Origin of the sequence: Lutibacter sp. B1 (assembly GCF_012524075.1) — a bacterium.
In the GTDB taxonomy this organism is placed as follows: domain Bacteria; phylum Bacteroidota; class Bacteroidia; order Flavobacteriales; family Flavobacteriaceae; genus Lutibacter.
On the sequence record NZ_JAAZUI010000015.1, the window covers coordinates 49520 to 67698 of the forward strand.

The window sequence follows — 18179 nt, forward strand, 5'->3', positions numbered from 1 at the left end:
AATAATGACAAATAATGAAAACTAATAAAATTACATTTAAATATGCTATTGTAGCCTTGTCGGTTATTGTTTTTGCAAGTTGTAAAAATAATGAACCAGCTCAAAAAGCAGCAATGGGACCAATGCCTTTAGCTGTACAAACTGTTAAAAAACAAGATGCTGTTGTAAATCAGGAATATTCTGCAAATTTAGAAGGGCAGCAAAATGTTGAAATTAGACCAAAAGTAAGTGGATTTATTCAAAAAATATACGTTGATGAAGGGCAACCGGTAAAAAAAGGCCAATTACTTTTTAAGTTAGAAACGCAATCGCTAAGTCAAGATGCTGCTGCTGCAAAAGCCAGAATTAATGTAGCTCAAGTAGAGGTTGATCGTTTAATACCATTGGTAGAGAGAAATATAATAAGTAAAGTACAATTAGAAACAGCTAAAGCTAATTTAGCTCAAGCTAAAAGTAATTATAGTAGTATAGTAGCTAATATTAATTATGCAAATATTACGAGTCCTGTTAATGGTGTTATAGGAAGTCTTCCATATAGAGAAGGAAGCCTTGTGAGTAGTGCTATTGTAGAGCCTTTAACCACAGTATCTGACACAAAAATGGTTAGAGCGTATTTTTCAATGAATGAGAAAGAACTTTTAGATTTTAGCAGAACATTTGCAGGGCAAACCATGAAAGAAAAAATTAATAAAATACCGGAAGTTTCCCTTGTTTTAATTGATAATTCTATATATGAGTATAAAGGTAAAATAGAAACTATCAGCGGTTTAATAAACCAAAGGACAGGAAGTACCGAGTGTAGAGCTGTTTTTCCAAACCCGGAAGGTGTTTTAAGAAGTGGAGGTAGTGGTATCATTAGAATTCCTTTCGTTCAAAATGAGGTTATTTTAATTCCTCAGATTGCTGTATTTGATAGACAAGGTAAATATCATTTATTTGTTGTAGGTGAAGGTAATAAGGTAACTGAAAAAGTTGTTGAGGTAGTTGGAACAAAGGATTTAGACTATATAATTTCAAGTGGAATAGAAGAAGGAGAATCGGTTGTTGTTGAAGGTGTTTCAAAATTAGTTGATGGACAAGAAATATCTCCTAAATCACTTTAAAATAAAATAATAAATAATCCAATAATTTTTGATTATGATAAAAAAATTTATTGAAAGACCCGTACTATCAACGGTAATTTCTATTATAATAACAATTTTAGGTGTATTAGGATTAATGTCCTTACCTATAGAACAATATCCTGAAATTGCACCTCCAACCGTTCAGGTAAGCGCAGATTATACAGGAGCTAATGCAGAAACTGTACTAAATAGTGTTATTATTCCTCTTGAAGAAGAAATAAATGGTGTAGAAGGAATGACCTATATGACTTCAACAGCCAGTAACGACGGTAGAGCAAGTATTAATGTGTATTTTGAGCAAGGGATAAATCCAGATATTGCAGCTGTAAATGTTCAAAATCGTGTTTCGAGAGCTACAAGTAAGCTGCCTTCAGTTGTGGTACAAACAGGAGTTTCTACCATTAAAAGTCAAACAAGTGCTTTAATGTTTTTCTCATTGTATTCAAACAATAAAGATTACGATGAAACTTTTGTTGAAAATTATGCTAAAATAAACTTAGTACCTAAGTTACAAAGAGTAAAAGGAGTTGGTCAGGTAAATGTTTTTGGAGCAAAAGATTATTCCATGCGTATATGGATTAATCCTGAAAAAATGGCAATGTATAATATTATACCTTCAGATATTCAGGCTGCATTAAGAGAACAAAATATTGAAGTTGCTCCAGGTAAATTTGGCGAAAATGCTAATGGTATTTATGAATATACAATTAAATACAAAGGGCGTTTGTCAAAAGTTTCAGAGTATGAAAATATCATTATAAAATCAACGGGTAAAGGATCTTTTTTAAGATTAAAAGATGTTGCAACAGTAGAACTTGGTGCTTTTAATTATGGTGCAAAAAACATGGGGATGGGAAAACCAGGTGTTGCTGTGAGTATTTTTCAAACTTCAGGATCAAATGCACGAGATATAATTACTGAAATAGAAAAAATTATGGAACAGTCAAAAGTTGACTTTCCAAAAGGAATAGATTATATAATTCCATATAACGTAAAATCATTTTTAGATGCATCAATAGCTAAAGTAATTTCAACTATTATAGAAGCATTTATCTTAGTGTTTATTGTTGTATTTATTTTTCTTCAAGATTTACGATCAACATTAATTCCACTTATAGCAGTACCTGTAGCTATTATCGGTACATTTTTCTTTATGCAATTGTTTGGGTATTCCATTAATATGCTAACCCTTTTTGCTATAATTTTGGCGATTGGTATTGTGGTTGATGATGCAATTGTAGTAGTTGAAGCTGTGCATGCAAAACTAGATCAAGGTGCAAAATCATCAAAAGAAGCTACAGTTTCAGCAATGAGTGAGATTACTGGAGCTATTATTTCTATTACACTGGTAATGTCGGCAGTATTTATACCTGTAACATTTATTAAAGGTTCATCGGGTATTTTTTACCAACAGTTTGCAATAACATTAGCTATTGCTATTGTTATTTCAGCGGTAAATGCATTAACCTTAAGTCCTGCTTTATGTGCATTATTTTTAAAACCTCAACATGATTCTAAACATAAAAAAGAAGGACTTCAAAAACGGTTTTTCACAGCTTTCAATACTGGATTTGAAATTATGCATCAAAAATACACCAATATTTTAAAAACATTTTTGAATAGAAAATGGTTAGCAGTATTATTAATAGTATTAGTTTCAAGTATTGGATTATACTTTTTTAAGAATACTCCAACTGGATTTATACCAGCCGAAGATAGAGGAATTATATTTAGTGATATTTCTTTAACGCCAGGATCAACTATAGAGCAAACTCAAAAAGTGGTAAATAAATATGATTCTATTTTAGCTTCTATGGATATTATTGAAGCTAGAATGAATATTGTTGGATTTAGTTTGTTAAATGGAGTTAATGGTGGCTCATATGCTTTTTCGGTTATTAAACTAAAAGATTGGGATCAAAGAAAAGAAGATAATCAGTCTGTGCAAGCAGTAATTGGTCAGCTTTTTGGTAAAACGGCACAAATTAAGGATGCAAAATTGCTGTTTTTTAGCCCTCCAAGTGTGCAAGGGTTTGGTTCATCAGATGGTTTTGAGTTAAAATTGCAGGATAAAGGAGAAGATAGTTGGATTGATATGAGTGCTGTTTCGGGGAATTTCCTTAAGCACTTAAATTCAAGACCAGAAATACAGTATGCAATGACCAGTTTTAATCCTAATTTTCCACAATATCAATTAGATATTAATGTGGAAAAAATTAAAGATGCTGGTATTACAGTAGGCGAAATATTTAATACGCTTCAAGGTTATTATGGAGGTTTATACACTACAGATTTTAACCGATTTGGGAAACAATATCGTGTAATGATTCAGGCAAAACCAGAAGATAGAGAAACTCCGGAAACATTAAATAGTGTTTTTGTTAGAAATGCGAATAATGAATCGGTTGCTATTAGTCAGTTTGTAAGTTTAAAAAGAGTTTATGGACCGGAGTTTGTATCACGGTATAATTTATTAAAATCGATTAACATTACGGGTAAATCAAATCCGGGTTATAGTACAGGAGATGCAATTAAAGCTATTGAAGAAGTAGCAGCAGAGCATTTACCTACAAACTATAAATATGAATTCTCAGGGATGACACGTGAAGAAATAATTTCTGGAGGACAATCAACTTGGGTATTTGTATTAAGTTTAATATTTGTTTATTTCTTATTAGCAGCACAGTATGAAAGTTATGTATTGCCTCTTTCAGTATTATTCTCTTTACCTGTGGGAGTCGCTGGAGCCATTGCTTTTATAAATATGGCAGGATTAGAAAATAATATTTATTTCCAAATTACATTAATTATGTTAATAGGTTTATTAGCTAAAAACGCCATTTTGATTGTTGAATTTGCTTTACAGCGAAGGCGTCACGGATTATCTTTATACGAATCAGCTATACAAGGAGCGAAAGCTCGTTTACGTCCTATTATAATGACTTCATTTGCCTTTATTTTTGGGATGCTTCCTTTAGCGTTAGCAGGAGGTGTTGGTGCTGTAGGTAACAAATCTATTGGTACAGGTGCAGCAGGAGGTATGTTAATTGGGACATTGTTAGGAGTTTTAGTAATTCCGGTATTGTTTGTAATCTTCCAAAGTATACAGGAATATATAGGGAAAAAACCAAGTGAAGACGATCCTGAAATTTTATAAAAATATAGAAATGAGAAAACAAAATATATCAAAATTAGTTATTGTTTTAATTGCAAGTGTATTACTGCAATCGTGCTTTGTAGCGAAAGACTATAAAAGCCCGGAAGTTGAAACAGATAATTTATACAGAACAGAACAAGCATTAGATAGTACATCATTAGCCTCAATTTCTTGGGATAAATTATTTACCGATTCTTTGTTACAACAATATATTAAAGAAGGTTTAACCAATAATTATGATGTGAAAATTGCCCTTCAAAATTTAATTGCTGCCGAAGAAAATATGAAGCAAGGTAAGTTAGGCTACTTTCCTTCAATAAATGGAAACGCTTCGGTTACGCGTCAATATTATCAAAAAAATAGTTTGTATGGCGATTTTTTTAGTGGATCTATAGATCAATTTGATTTTACTTCAAAAATATCTTGGGAAGCCGATATTTGGGGAAAAATTAGAAGTTCTAAAAGAGCTTCAGTTGCAAAATATTTACAAACAGTTGCCGCTCAGCAAGCAATTCAAACTGAAATAGTTGCAAATATTGCTTCAACTTATTATCAATTATTGGCTTTGGATGCTCAAGTGAAAGTTGCAGAAAAAACATTGATTAACAGAGTTGAAAGTGTAGAAACTATTAAAGCTTTAAAAACAGCAGGAATTGTTACTGAAGTATCGGTAAAACAAACAGAAGCACAAAAATATGCAACCGAAATTATATTGAAAGATTTAAAATATAATGTAAAAGTTGTAGAGAATGTGTTAAGTATTTTACTAAGTAGAACACCCGGAATTATTGAAAGAAGTACTTTTGATGCTCAAGAAATTAATGCAGATGTAGAAGTGGGTGTACCTGCTTTATTATTAAGTAACAGACCAGATGTTGTAGCTGCAGAGCTTAATTTTAGAAGAAATTTTGAGTTAACCAATGTTGCCCGAAGTAACTTTTACCCTTCATTATATGTAAACGCTTCCGGAGGTTTTCAAAGTATTGAATTAGATGATTGGTTTGATGCAAACTCGCTTTTTTCATCAATTTTAACCGGTTTAACACAACCTATTTTTAATCAAAGAAGAGTTAAAACCAATTATGAAATTGCTCAGGCAAATCAACAAAAAGCATATTTAGAATTTAAGCAAACATTGTTGTTGGCAGGAAAAGAAGTTTCAGATGCATTGGCAGATTATAAAAATGAAACCGAAAAATTATCGATAAGAAAAAATCAGTTAGATGTTTTAACACAGGCTGCTGATTATTCTGATGAGTTATTACAATACGGAATGGTGAATTATTTGGAAGTTTTAACAGCTAAGGACAATGCACTAAATACTGAATTAGGATATATTACTAACAAATACAACCAAATGAATGCTATAATAACATTATATCGTTCATTGGGTGGCGGTTATTAAAGTATACTAAAAAATCATAGTTGATTGATGTTGAGAGGGGGAAATTACGTATGTAATTCCCTCTTCTTTTTTGTTTTACATTCTTAAAAATGAATACCGAATTGTTTTTCAAGTACAGTTATTTTTTGATGTAAATTTGCTAAAAATAGTTGATGTTGTTCAGAATTTGGATTGAAAGGTTTGTGCGCCAATCCTTTTTGAATAGTATCAACTTCTTTCATAATTGAAGTTGTATTTTCATTTAACCAAACGTGTTGAAATTGTTCCCAAATATAAGTTACAGCCGTTTCATTTGGGTGAACCATATCGTTATTATAAAAACGATAATCACGTAAATCATCCATCATAATTTCATACGAAGGAAAGTAGTAAACCTGATTTCTTTTATCTTTAACTTGATGAATTGCTGAAATTAAATGCGCTTTACTTTGTGTATTTTCAACAAAACCATCTTTTAGATGTCTAACAGGACTTACCGTAAAAATAATGTTAATAGTTGGGTTTATACTTTTAATAAGTTCGATTAAATTTTCTAAACTTTCAATAACTTTTTTAACTGAAAGCAACTCTTTTAAAAACTTTTTTTGAGGAACTTTATGGCAGTTACCAACAAAGGTGTCTGTTTCAATAAATCGGTGCACCCAAGCAGTTCCTAAAGTAATTATAAGGTGAGTTGAATTTTTTAATTGTTTGTTTGTTAGGTTAATCGCAGTATTTAAATTGTTTAGTAATACAGTTTTGTTTGTATTACTTAAATCGGAATGTGCCTCAAAGCAATGCCAACGTTCATTTAGCTGAAAAATATCTTTCTCAGTATATATTTTTTGATTTATAGCATTGGTAATTACGTTTTCTATGGCTTTTGGATTGTATAAAATGCCAAACGGATTGCTAAATGTATTGAATTTAAAATATCGTAATTTATTGCTGATATTTTCAGAAAAACAAGAACCAATTAATACTATTTTTGAATTGTAATCTATTAAATTACGTTCTTTTTGAAGTTGTATATTGGTTCTGAAATTCATATATAGACAATTTTCGTCATGCTGAAACAAGTTCAGCATGACGGTTTTTATGCGTTTAACTGTTTTAATAATTAAACAATATATCTCTTACTTTCTTTTAAAGCTTGTTCAATTCCTTCCGGGTTTTTACCGCCTGCGGTAGCATAAAAAGATTGTCCGCCTCCACCACCGTGAATTAATTTTCCAAGCTCACGAACTACTTGTCCTGCATTTAATTGTTTTTCTTCAACTAAATTTTTAGAAATATAACACGTTAATAAGGCTTTACCTTCAGATTCAGTTCCTATTAATAAAAATAGGTTATCAATAGCATTGCCTAAATCAAAACATAAATCTTTAATGCTATTTTGGTCTAAATCCAGTTTTTTAGTTAAAAAGTTAACGCCGTTAATGCTTTCAACTTCGTTAATTAAGCTTCCTTTTAAGTTTTTAGCTTTTTCTTTTAAAAGTGCTTCAACTTGTTTTTTAAGTGTTACATTCTCTTCTTGTAAATCAATAATTGCTTTTTGCGGATTTTGAGCGTTTTTAAGTAAATCTTTTATTTCATAATAGGCTCTGTTGGTTTCAAAATAGAAATCTTTGGTTGCATCACCGGTAATGGCTTCAATACGTCTAATACCTGCAGCAATTGCACTTTCCGATACAATTTTAAAGTGCCAGATATCTCCTGTATTTTGCACATGAGTACCACCACAAAGTTCTATTGAATTTCCAAATTGAATAGCACGAACCGTATCGCCATATTTTTCGCCAAATAAAGCCATTGCGCCTTTATTTAAAGCTGTTTCCATTGGTATGTTTCTGTATTCTTGCAGTGGAATTTTACTTTCAATACGCGCATTTACAAAATCTTCAACCTCACGAAGCTCATCAACAGTTAATTTAGCATAATGAGAAAAATCAAAACGTAAATTTTTTGAATGTACTGCCGAACCTTTTTGCTCTACATGAGTTCCTAAAACCTCTCTCAAAGCTTGATGTAAAAGATGTGTTGCAGAATGATTGCAAGCGGTTCTAAAACGTTGTTTTTCATCTACAACAACTCTAAAAGTTTGAGTTGGGTCTTTAGGTAAATTCTCAGCAAAATGAATTATTAAATTGTTTTCCTTTTTTGTATTAACAATGTAAATAACATTTCCGTTAGGTGCTTCAATATAACCTTTATCACCAACTTGTCCGCCACCTTCAGCATAAAAAGGAGTCATGTTAAAAACTAATTGATATAAATCTCCTTCTTTTTTAGAAGATACTTTTCTGTATCGTATAATTTTTACATTTGCTTCAAGCGTATCATAGCCAATAAACTCTTCTTCGTCATCTTCATTTAAAATAACCCAATCATCAGTCTCAACTACAGCAGCGGCTCTTGAACGATTTTTTTGTTTTTCTAATTCAGCAGAAAATTCAACTTCATTTAGTGTCATACCTTTTTCTGACAGAATTAAAGCAGTTAAATCTATTGGAAAACCATAAGTGTCGTATAATTCAAATGCTTTTTTACCTGAAACTTCAGCTCCTTTCGTGTTTTTTATAATACCATCAAGTAAAATAAGTCCTTGTTCTAAGGTGCGTAAAAACGAAAGTTCTTCTTCTTTAATTACGTTAGTTACCAGTTGCTTTTGTACTTTCAATTCAGGGAAATAGTCTCCCATTTGTTTACTTAAAGTGCTAACCAATTTATAAATAAAAGGTTCTTTTTTATTAAGGAAAGTAAATCCGTATCGAATAGCTCTTCTTAAAATACGACGGATAACATAACCTGCACCGTTATTTGAAGGTAATTGACCATCGGCAATGGCAAAAGCAACGGCACGTACATGATCTGCAATTACACGAATGGCAATATCAGTCTCTTTATTTTTACCATATTCACTATTTGCGATAGCTTCAACTTCTCTTATTAATGGTGTAAAAACATCGGTATCGTAATTAGATTGTTTGTTTTGTAACACCATACACAAGCGTTCAAATCCCATACCTGTATCAACGTGTTGAGCTGGTAGTTTTTCTAAAGAACCATCGGCTTTACGGTTAAATTCCATAAAAACCAAATTCCAAATCTCTACCACTTGTGGATGATCTTTATTAACTAAGCTTTTACCTGGTATTTTTGCTTTCTCTTCAGCAGATCTAATATCAACATGAATTTCTGAACATGGTCCACAAGGTCCTTGAGCGCCCATTTCCCAAAAATTATCTTTTTTATTTCCGGTCAATATTCGGTCTTTACTAATGTGTTGTTTCCAAAATTCAAAAGCGTCTTTATCATAATCTAAACCATCATCTTCAGCACCTTCAAAAACAGTTACATATAAGCTTTCTTTATCAATTTTATAAACATCAACCAGCAATTCCCAAGCCCAAGAAATAGCTTCTTTTTTAAAATAATCACCAAAGCTCCAATTCCCCAACATTTCAAACATTGTATGATGGTAAGTGTCTTTACCAACTTCTTCTAAATCATTATGTTTCCCGGAAACGCGTAAACATTTTTGAGTATCGGCAACACGTTTATCGGCAGCATTTTTTTGACCTAAAAAATACTCTTTAAAAGGTACCATTCCTGCATTGGTAAACATTAAAGTAGGGTCATTTTTTAAGACCATTGGAGATGATGGTACGATTGCGTGTTTTTTTGATGTAAAAAAATCTAAAAATTGCTGACGAATTTGTTGTGATTTCATTTATTGTTTCTTAATATTTTTTATGTCAAATGTAATAAGCCTGATGTATTTTTTAGATTGCATTTTTATTTTTTTAAGGCTGTTTCATTTGTTAATTATATGCTAAATAATATACGTTTTATCTAAATTATAAAACATTTCGTAATTTTGTTGCTTGTACATCACAATATTAGCGAATAAAATGACGTTTTATGGTGCAAAAATAATATAAATTATACAGAATGGCGAAGGTAAAATATTATTATGATTCAGAGACATTGTCGTACCAAAAGATAAAACCTAAAAGAGGTGAAAAACTAAGAAATCTTTTGCTGACAATTGTTGCTGCTTGTATTTTTATGATTTTAGGATTTGTTGTTTTAATACCTTTTTTTGAATCTCCAAAAGAGAAAGAATTAAAAAGAGAGCTTGAATTTGTAAAATTAAATGAAGAACTACACAGTAAAAAAATTACTCAATTAGAAAGTATTTTAAAAGAAATTCAGGATAGAGATAATAACATCTATCGTTTGTATTTTGAGGTTAATCCTATTCCGGAAGAGCAAAGAAAAGCAGGTTTTGGTGGCGTAAACAGATATAAGGCTCTTGAAGGTTTTGATAATTCAGAAATGATTATTGATGTAACAAAAAATATGGATATACTATCCAAGCAATTGTACATTCAGTCAAAATCGTTAGATGAAATAGTAAAACTTGCTGCAGATAAAGAAAAATTATTGGCGGCAATTCCTGCAATACAGCCGGTAAAAAATGAAGACTTAACGCGTATGGCTTCAGGTTATGGTTGGAGAACTGATCCGTTTACAAAAGCAAGAAAAAAACATTGGGGAATGGATTTTACAGCGCCAAGAGGCACACCTGTGTATGCATCTGGAGACGGTGTTGTTGATAGGGCTGACCAAGCTGCTGCAGGTTATGGTAAACACATTAGAATTGATCATGGTTTTGGATATATTTCTTTGTATGCACATTTAAGTAACTACAATGTTAGACCGGGACAAAAAGTGAAAAGAGGAGATTTAATTGGGTTTGTTGGTAATACAGGACGATCTCAAGCACCACATTTACATTATGAAATTATTAAAAATGGTGTAAAAATAAATCCTATTAACTTTTACTACGGTAATTTATCACCTGAAGAATTTGAAGCTATGCAAAAAGCTGCTGAAATTGAAGGGCAATCTCTTGACTAATGTTTATAGACCTACCCGAAAAAAGATATTATAAAATTGGAGAAGTTGCTAAAGCTTTTGGTGTAAATACTTCTCATATTCGTTTTTGGGAAAAAGAGTTTGATGTTTTACAACCTAAGAAAAATAAAAAAGGCAATAGACTTTTTACACAAGAAGATATAAAAAATTTAAAATTAATTTATCATTTAGTTAAAGAGAAAGGATATACATTAGAAGGAGCCAAATCTAAAATGAAAGAAAGTCCTAAAAATGTTAAAAAAAATTACGATATAATAAGCAGGTTAGAAACTATTAAAGAAGAACTTCTTAAAATTAAAAGTCAAATTTCGTAAAATTTACTGTATTTTAGTAACAATCAATTAATCAAATTATAAACATAAAAACAAAAAAATGAAAAAGTGGTTAATACCTATAATAATTTTAGCAGTAATTGCAATTGCAGGATATAATTGGGCAGTAAATTTTAACAATACGGCAGTTAAATTAAATGAAAATGTTTCGGAAAGCTGGGGAAATGTTCAAACAGCTTACCAACGCAGAAACGATTTAATTGGTAATTTAGTAAAAACGGTACAAGGAGCTGCAGATTTTGAAAAAGAAACTCTTACTTCAGTAATTGAGGCTAGAGCTAAAGCAACATCAATGAATATTGATCCTACTAATATTACTCCGGAACAGTTAGCACAATTCAATCAGGTGCAAGGTGGTTTAAGTGGAGCTTTAAAAAGTTTATTAGTAACTGTAGAGCGTTATCCGGATTTAAAAGCCAATCAAAACTTTTTAAAATTACAAGATGAATTGGCAAGTACTGAAAATCAAATTTTAACTGCTCGTACACGTTTCAATGAAGCAATTAAACCATATAATAATCATATAAAAATATTCCCTAATTCAATTTTAGCAGGAATTTTTAATTTTGATGATAAACCTTATTTTGATGCTGAAGCCGGAGCTGAAAAAGCACCTGATGTAGAATTTGATTTTGGTAAAAAAGAATAATGTCTAAAGTTGAAGATTTTTTAACAGCTTCTGAAGAAAAAACTATAATTGAAGCGATACAAAAAGCTGAAAAAGATACTTCAGGAGAAGTTCGTGTTCATATAGAAAAAAGTACTAAAAAACCTCCAATGGAAAGAGCTTTGGAGGTTTTTTATTTTTTAAAAATGGATGAAACAGCCTTAAGAAACGGAGTGTTGTTATATATTGCTGTTGAAAGTAAAAAGTTCGCTATTTTAGGAGATAAAGGTATTAATGAAAAAGTACCTGAGAATTTTTGGGATACTGAAAAAGATATAGTTCTTACGCATTTTTCAAAAGGAGAAACAACAAAAGGATTGGAATTGGCAATAGCTGAAATAGGAAATAAATTAAAAGAATTTTTTCCATACCAATCTAATGATACGAATGAATTATCGGATGAAATTTCAAAAGGATAAATTTTATATGCATACATTATATAAAAAGTACATAGCCTTTTTTATAGCAATACTGTTGGTACAAGTAGCTTTTGCACAGTTTACCATACCGGAAAAACCTAAAGTACAAACCAGTGTTTATGATTATGCTAAAATATTATCATCAAGTGAAGAAGCCGCATTAAAACAAAAATTGTTAAAATATTCCGATTCTACTTCAACACAAATAGTAGTTGCTATAGTTGAAACTATTAATGGTGAATATATAGGTACATTAACACCAAAATGGGCACATGATTGGGGTATTGGACAAGCAAAGGAAGATAATGGTGTTTTTATTTTATTAGCTAATAAAGAAAGAGAAATATGGATTTCACCAGGTTATGGTGTTGAGCATAAATTAACTGCAGGAATTGTTGGAACTATTACAAGAAATGTGATTATTCCTGAATTTAGAAATGGTGATTATTATGCCGGATTAGATAAAGGAACTGATGCTATTTTTGAAGTTTTAAACGGAACCTATAAAAATAATCAACCTGCACAAAGTCAAAATGATAGTGAAGGAATCCCTGTTTTTGTCATTATTTTTATCATCTTTATTATTTTAATGATCGTTTTTTCAAAGAAAGATAAAGGCGGTGGAGGTAATAATAGAAGATATAGAGATGATTCAACAGCAGCTTCAATTTTAGAAGCAATAATTTTAAGTCGTGCCGGAAGAGGCGGTTTTGGTGGTGGAGGTTTTGGAGGTGGCTCAAGTGGAGGCTTCGGAAGTGGAGGCTTTGGAGGTGGTTTTGGCGGAGGCGGTTTTAGTGGAGGTGGAGCCGGTGGAAGTTGGTAACATATTAATATTTATTTGAATAAAAATACCACCTAAAAAGGTGGTATTTAATTTTATTATAAAATCTGTTAATGATGATCGTGTTTTTCGGTTAGTTTACCTTTATAAACTGTATGAACAAAGATAAAGTACACCAACACCAAAGCAAAAGCAATAACCCACCAAATTATACCAACTTCTAATCCGTAAGTTTCAGCTGATGTATTATAGATTGTTAAATGATCTACAATAGAATTTGTACTAGGTATTATTACAGGAAATAAACTTGCTACAGCACTACCAATACCACTTATTATAAATATGGTTGAACTTGTGAATCCTAACCAAGTTTTGTTGCTGTTTTTGGCAAAGAGCATGCCCAATAAACTTAAAAAAGCTATAAATGGTAACAAATACATAGAAGGATGTTGGGAAAAAATTTCATGGTTAAACGATTTTAACGCCACAAAAGCTATAAGTGAAATTGTTATACAAATAACAAGAACTATCCAAAGAGGCAGAATTTTAGATTTTAATTTTTCTACAAAATCTCCTTCGGTTTTTAAGATAATCCAATAAGCGCCATGAATAGTTAGTGTTAGAACTGCAACTAAACCAATTGTTATAGTAAACCAATCTATAACTCCAGGACGTTCGGCAAAAGGTGAAAAACTTTCATCCCATAATGGTGTAAAAAAGGAATAATGATTGTTAAATTGGGTTAAACCATCTTCAACGCCACCTAAATTTACACCTCTAATAATATTTCCAAAGGCAACTCCAAAAAATAATGATAATAGTAAACTTGAAATTCCAAAGCCTTTTTGCCAAGGTTTTATCCAAAGTTCATGGTTGATTAAGTATGTAAATTCAATTCCTAAAGCTCTAAAAATAAAAAACCAAAGTATCATAATAAGCGGTAAGTAAAAACCACTAAAAGCTGAAGCATATAATGTTGGAAAAGCCGCAAATAAAACGCCTCCTGCAGCAATTAACCACACTTCATTTCCATCCCAAAAAGGGCCAATAGCTCTCATTACTTGTTTTTTTTCTTCTTCGGTCTTTGCAAAAAATAAATGAATAATGCCGGCACCAAAGTCAAAACCATCAAGTACAATATACATTACTAGCATAAAGCACAAAATAATATACCATGTTAATTCCATATTAATGAGTTTTTAGTTTAGACTCTGGTCCATTATAAACCATTTTACCTACCAATATCAGCATTATAAATCCTAAAACTAGATATAAACCTATAAAACCTAATAGTGTAAACAATGTATTTCCGGCCGATACACTTTCTGAAATTCCGTCAACAGTTTTTAAAAGACCATAGACTAAATATGGTTGCCTTCCTAATTCGGAAGTATACCAACCTGCAGTATTCGCAATGTAAGGAAATGGAATTGCAAATAGCAATATCCATAAAAACCAGCGATATTTTTCAAGTTTCTTTTTCCATAAAAACCAAATGCCAAGTATCATAATTCCTATAAAAACAGTGCCAAGTCCAACCATTATGTGATATGAATAATATAAACCCGGAATATTTGTAGGCCAAATTTCTTCAGGAAATTCATTTAATCCTTTTATTTCAGCATTCCATCTTTGGTAGGTTAAAAAACTTAACGCTTTTGGCACTTCAATTTTATTATCCAAGCGTTTTTCGTTCATATTTGGTTGCCCAATTAATACCAAAGGTGCACCTTCTTCAGATTCGAATAAACCTTCCATAGCAGCTAAAGTTACAGGTTGTTTGGTTGCTACTTGTTTAGCTAATAAATCACCTGTTGGAAATGCAACTGAAAGCGTTGAAATTAAACCGGTTATGATAGCGGTTTTTAAAAATAAATGAGCGTATTCTTTATGTTTATGGTTTAATAAATAGTAGGCTCCGGTACCACCAATTACAAAAGAAGTAGTAACTAATGAAGCCATTTGGTTATGGAAGAAAGAAGGTAATAACCATGGGTTTCCGAATAAATCTGTAAAATTATTCAATACAAATTTTCCATTAGCTAAAATTTCGTATCCAACAGGATTTTGCATCCACGAATGTGTAGCAATAATTAAATATCCACTTGCCCATGAGCCTAAAAAAACTAAAAATGCAGCTAAAAAATGCAGTTTTTTACCAAGTAGTTTTTCTCCAAATAAAAATAAACCTAAAAAAGATGATTCTAAAAAGAATGAAAACATCCCTTCCATAGCTAAGGTTTGTCCAATAATGTTACCTGTTAGCTCAGAAAATTGAGCCCAGTTGGTTCCAAACTGGAATTCCATCGGAATACCAGTAACAACACCCATACCAAAATTCACAGCAAATATTTTTGCCCAGAATTTGGCAGCTTTATTATAAAGCTCTTTGTTAGTTTTTAGGTGTAATCCTTTAAAAATAACAATAATGAGTGATAACCCCATTGTAAGTTGGGGAAATAGGTAATGATAGGTAATTGTAAAAGCAAATTGTAGCCTATCATATAGTAAAGCATCCTCCATAAAGCAATAAGTTTGTTACTAAGAATAGTATTAGTTGATATCAAAATTACGACTTATTTAATTACTTTATGTGAGATATATAACATAAAAATTATTTAGAGATTAAAATATTTTTTGCTTTTGAAACCAATGTCCTAACAAACTTAAGTTTATAGATAATTTATGGTATTTATCTTCAACTAGTTGTTTTTTTATAGTTCCTTCTTTTCCATAAGAATAGTTTATGTTAACATTTGATACACCATCTTTAGAAATAGGTAAACCAACTCCTATTGAAAAGTTGTAATTATTGATTTCTTCGTCTGTAATTTTCAAATAGCCAGTATTGTAATTAAATCCTGCACGATATTTTGCTCTATTCCAATAATTATTTAAATCTGAAGATAATTTATATTCAACACCTATTCCATAAATTGTTTGATTATTAAAACTATTATTACTACTAGTTTGGTCTGTTTCACTCCAATAATTTTTTCTGTAATCCATATTTACTAAAAAATTAGCATTGATTTTAGATGAAATACCAATTCCCAGTTTTAAGGGTAAATCAAAATCATTTAAATCATCATCCGAATTATCATATATAGAAATTTGTGTACCTTCCATAGTTTTGTAACCCTCAAAATCATGATTCTTTCCATTTAAGGTAGTAGGCATGTTAATAGTAGCTCCAATAGTAGTCTCAGTACCTACTATGTTTTTAATAGTATATTGTATACCGGCATTTAACCCAAGACCAAAGAAATTATCAGATTTTTTTATATAGGATGTAGTGTTTCCAACATATATCCATTGTTTTTGAGTAATTGAGCCAAACAAGGCAGCTATTTCTACACCAAAAGAAAGATTTTCAACTACTTTAATACCACTACTAAAAAAAACTTGATTTATACCTCCGGCACCTATAATGTTTGTTAAATAGTAGTTAGTATTACCTTCAATAGGTTTTACAATATCAATTTCATAATTTACTTTAGTATATGGAAGAAGACCAAAGCTTAAACCCCAATTATTTTTAAGAGCAAAAGCCATTGCAAGGTGAGTAAAATTGAAATCGGACTCATGTTGGGTTGTACTCTTATCCTTTTTGTTTGAAAAGGTACTGTTTAACCCAAATTCATATAAAAAGGATTGTGTTGAAGTTGAAGATAACGAAGCTGGGTTAGATTTATTTATATTAGAGGATGATCTATATCCGATTCCTGTATTTCCTAATGCCGTAAATCCACCAAAGTAATTTGAATTTTCCATTCCCAATCCATATAGTGAGTATGGAGAACTTGAATCGCTTTGAGCATTTATAACCAAGGTGCTAAAAGAAAAAAGAGTTAAAATAAATAGTTTAAGATTCATAAAAATTAGTATAACATATAGGTTAATGAAAGTTTCATTTTAGTTTCTGAACTATGTGAATCATGAACTAAAACACTATTAATTGATTTGTTGTAATCGGATAATAGAAATAATAAAGCATAATCATCATTATAAGTATTTGCTAAAATTTCTTCAGTAAATAAGCTAATATCAGTAGTATAGTAACAATTTTCGTTAAATTCATCATTATTAGAAGTTAGTGTGGCATATACAACACTCCCATCAAATCCACTAAGTTGCTCAATTATTCTATTTTTATGATCTACCACATAAACCACCAGCGAATCAACTAACGATATTCTATCATTATAGCTTTCTTTTAAAGGGTACATTTTTAAAGAGGCATATAAAGAGGTTCCGTTACCTTCAAGAGCACTTACATTTTTAATAGAAGGAATATTAATACGCATACCTATGCCTGTACCTGATTGTATATATGAAACATTATTTGTTTTGGATGAAGGAAGTATGTATTCATCATCAGTAATAGCACTTAATAAAGTATTCGTTTTGTCGCTTGTTATCTGATTAAATTGTTGAGATGAACTAGATATAAAAAGATCTTTATAGTAATCATTATCTTCATCATCTTCATCTTCTACTGTATAGTACATTCTTATTACTGAATTTGATTGTGGTGTACTAGAACTACTATAGTTAAAACCTAGCATAGTATTACTATTCTTGTCAGGAATAATTGTAACACCTTTAAATATTTGGGTTAGGTCATCAAAATTGTTAATGTCATTATTAAGAATCCCATTGAATAATTTTTCTCCTAATGAATTGTTTAAGAGTATATAAATAGAATCCTTTTTAATAGGATGAGGTGTAAATGATAATTCACCCAAAATTTCATCACTAAATTTTAATTTAGAGGTATTATAAAAATTATCATCATCATTATTATTAGGTTCAAAAGTTTCTGTGATTTCATGAACTTTGTACGTTTGTACTTGGGTAGTATCTCCATAGTAATAATGGTCATAATGTAAGATTAGCGCAATAGAATCATAAACAGCATCATCATTAATTTCAAAGTTAGAAATTGATGTTTCAAAATAACTTTGAGATGTAACTTTTCCAAACACATTATCTTGTGATGCGCCAATTAATAATCTACCTGTGTTTGAAGTTATTAATGAATCTAATATAATGGTTGATGGTTTTAATGATAAAGTATCAATTTGTACAATACGTGTATTTAGATCTACAAAATCTTCTCCTACTGAGTAAATTTTAGAATCATCATCACAAGAAATTAAAAATGTAAATATTAAAATTAGTATGGTAAGATAGTCTCTCATGGGTGTTTTTATGGGTAAAGGTATTTTAATGGAGTAGCTAAGAATAATAAAATAGATGAAACAGAGAATTGTATCGATAAAACAGTTAATAAAATGTTAAAACGCTAATAATCAGCATATTTTGTGTTTTGTAGAGGATAAATAAGAATAAGTAGATGAAAGTGTGG

At 30.7% G+C, this 18179-nt stretch carries 14 protein-coding genes; 8 read left to right on the plus strand and 6 right to left on the minus strand.

What is annotated here, in order from left to right:
- The first annotated feature begins 14 nt into the window (after nucleotides 1-14).
- Genes HGB55_RS10065 through HGB55_RS10075 form a run of 3 tightly spaced genes read left to right on the plus strand, consistent with a single transcriptional unit; the run spans nucleotide 15 to nucleotide 5686 of the window.
- Nucleotides 15-1103, plus strand: a complete 1089-nt coding sequence (locus HGB55_RS10065) for an efflux RND transporter periplasmic adaptor subunit (protein WP_168816767.1) — start codon at nucleotides 15-17, stop codon at nucleotides 1101-1103.
- Nucleotides 1104-1137: 34 nt separating this feature from the next.
- Nucleotides 1138-4281, plus strand: a complete 3144-nt coding sequence (locus HGB55_RS10070) for an efflux RND transporter permease subunit (protein ID WP_168816768.1) — start codon at nucleotides 1138-1140, stop codon at nucleotides 4279-4281.
- Between the two features lie 10 nt (nucleotides 4282-4291).
- Entirely contained in the window at nucleotides 4292-5686 is a 1395-nt protein-coding gene (locus HGB55_RS10075) for an efflux transporter outer membrane subunit (protein WP_168816769.1), read from the plus strand.
- Nucleotides 5687-5769: 83 nt separating this feature from the next.
- Here the strand turns inward: HGB55_RS10075 and HGB55_RS10080 are convergent, their stop codons facing one another.
- Complete coding sequence (locus HGB55_RS10080; protein ID WP_168816770.1) at nucleotides 5770-6714, minus strand: GSCFA domain-containing protein; 945 nt, start codon at nucleotides 6712-6714, stop codon at nucleotides 5770-5772.
- Between the two features lie 71 nt (nucleotides 6715-6785).
- Nucleotides 6786-9398 (minus strand): alanine--tRNA ligase, encoded by a 2613-nt coding sequence (alaS, locus tag HGB55_RS10085; RefSeq protein ID WP_168816771.1) that lies wholly within the window; start codon nucleotides 9396-9398, stop codon nucleotides 6786-6788.
- A 221-nt stretch (nucleotides 9399-9619) separates the two neighbouring features.
- Here alaS and HGB55_RS10090 point away from each other — a divergent pair, with 221 nt between their 5' ends.
- The 5 genes from HGB55_RS10090 to HGB55_RS10110 are packed head-to-tail and all read left to right on the plus strand — an operon-like array spanning nucleotide 9620 to nucleotide 12850.
- Nucleotides 9620-10591 carry a M23 family metallopeptidase gene (locus HGB55_RS10090; RefSeq protein ID WP_168816772.1) on the plus strand — a complete coding sequence of 324 codons (972 nt, stop codon included), beginning with the start codon at nucleotides 9620-9622 and terminating at the stop codon, nucleotides 10589-10591.
- The gene (locus HGB55_RS10095; RefSeq protein WP_168816773.1) at nucleotides 10591-10923 is read left to right on the plus strand and encodes a MerR family transcriptional regulator; all 333 of its coding nucleotides are present in this window, start codon (nucleotides 10591-10593) and stop codon (nucleotides 10921-10923) included. Before HGB55_RS10090 ends, HGB55_RS10095 begins: the two co-directional genes overlap by 1 nt.
- Nucleotides 10924-10981: 58 nt before the next feature.
- On the plus strand, nucleotides 10982-11590 hold the full coding sequence (locus tag HGB55_RS10100; protein ID WP_168816774.1) for a LemA family protein: 609 nt from the start codon (nucleotides 10982-10984) through the stop codon (nucleotides 11588-11590).
- Nucleotides 11590-12027 carry a TPM domain-containing protein gene (locus tag HGB55_RS10105; protein ID WP_168816775.1) on the plus strand — a complete coding sequence of 146 codons (438 nt, stop codon included), beginning with the start codon at nucleotides 11590-11592 and terminating at the stop codon, nucleotides 12025-12027. Before HGB55_RS10100 ends, HGB55_RS10105 begins: the two co-directional genes overlap by 1 nt.
- Before the next feature lie 7 nt (nucleotides 12028-12034).
- On the plus strand, nucleotides 12035-12850 hold the full coding sequence (locus HGB55_RS10110; protein WP_247649202.1) for a YgcG family protein: 816 nt from the start codon (nucleotides 12035-12037) through the stop codon (nucleotides 12848-12850).
- Between the two features lie 68 nt (nucleotides 12851-12918).
- On the opposite strand, the gene cydB is transcribed toward HGB55_RS10110, so the two are convergent.
- The 4 genes from cydB to HGB55_RS10130 all read right to left on the minus strand — a co-directional run bounded on the left by cydB (nucleotide 12919) and on the right by HGB55_RS10130 (nucleotide 18012).
- Complete coding sequence (cydB, locus tag HGB55_RS10115) at nucleotides 12919-13995, minus strand: cytochrome d ubiquinol oxidase subunit II (protein ID WP_168816777.1); 1077 nt, start codon at nucleotides 13993-13995, stop codon at nucleotides 12919-12921.
- 1 nt (nucleotide 13996) lies between these two features.
- Nucleotides 13997-15331, minus strand: coding sequence for a cytochrome ubiquinol oxidase subunit I (locus tag HGB55_RS10120; RefSeq protein ID WP_168816778.1), 1335 nt, complete (start codon nucleotides 15329-15331; stop codon nucleotides 13997-13999).
- Between the two features lie 102 nt (nucleotides 15332-15433).
- The gene (locus tag HGB55_RS10125; RefSeq protein ID WP_168816779.1) at nucleotides 15434-16684 is read right to left on the minus strand and encodes an OmpP1/FadL family transporter; all 1251 of its coding nucleotides are present in this window, start codon (nucleotides 16682-16684) and stop codon (nucleotides 15434-15436) included.
- Between the two features lie 5 nt (nucleotides 16685-16689).
- Complete coding sequence (locus HGB55_RS10130; RefSeq protein ID WP_168816780.1) at nucleotides 16690-18012, minus strand: DUF4270 family protein; 1323 nt, start codon at nucleotides 18010-18012, stop codon at nucleotides 16690-16692.
- Nucleotides 18013-18179: the final 167 nt, after the last annotated feature.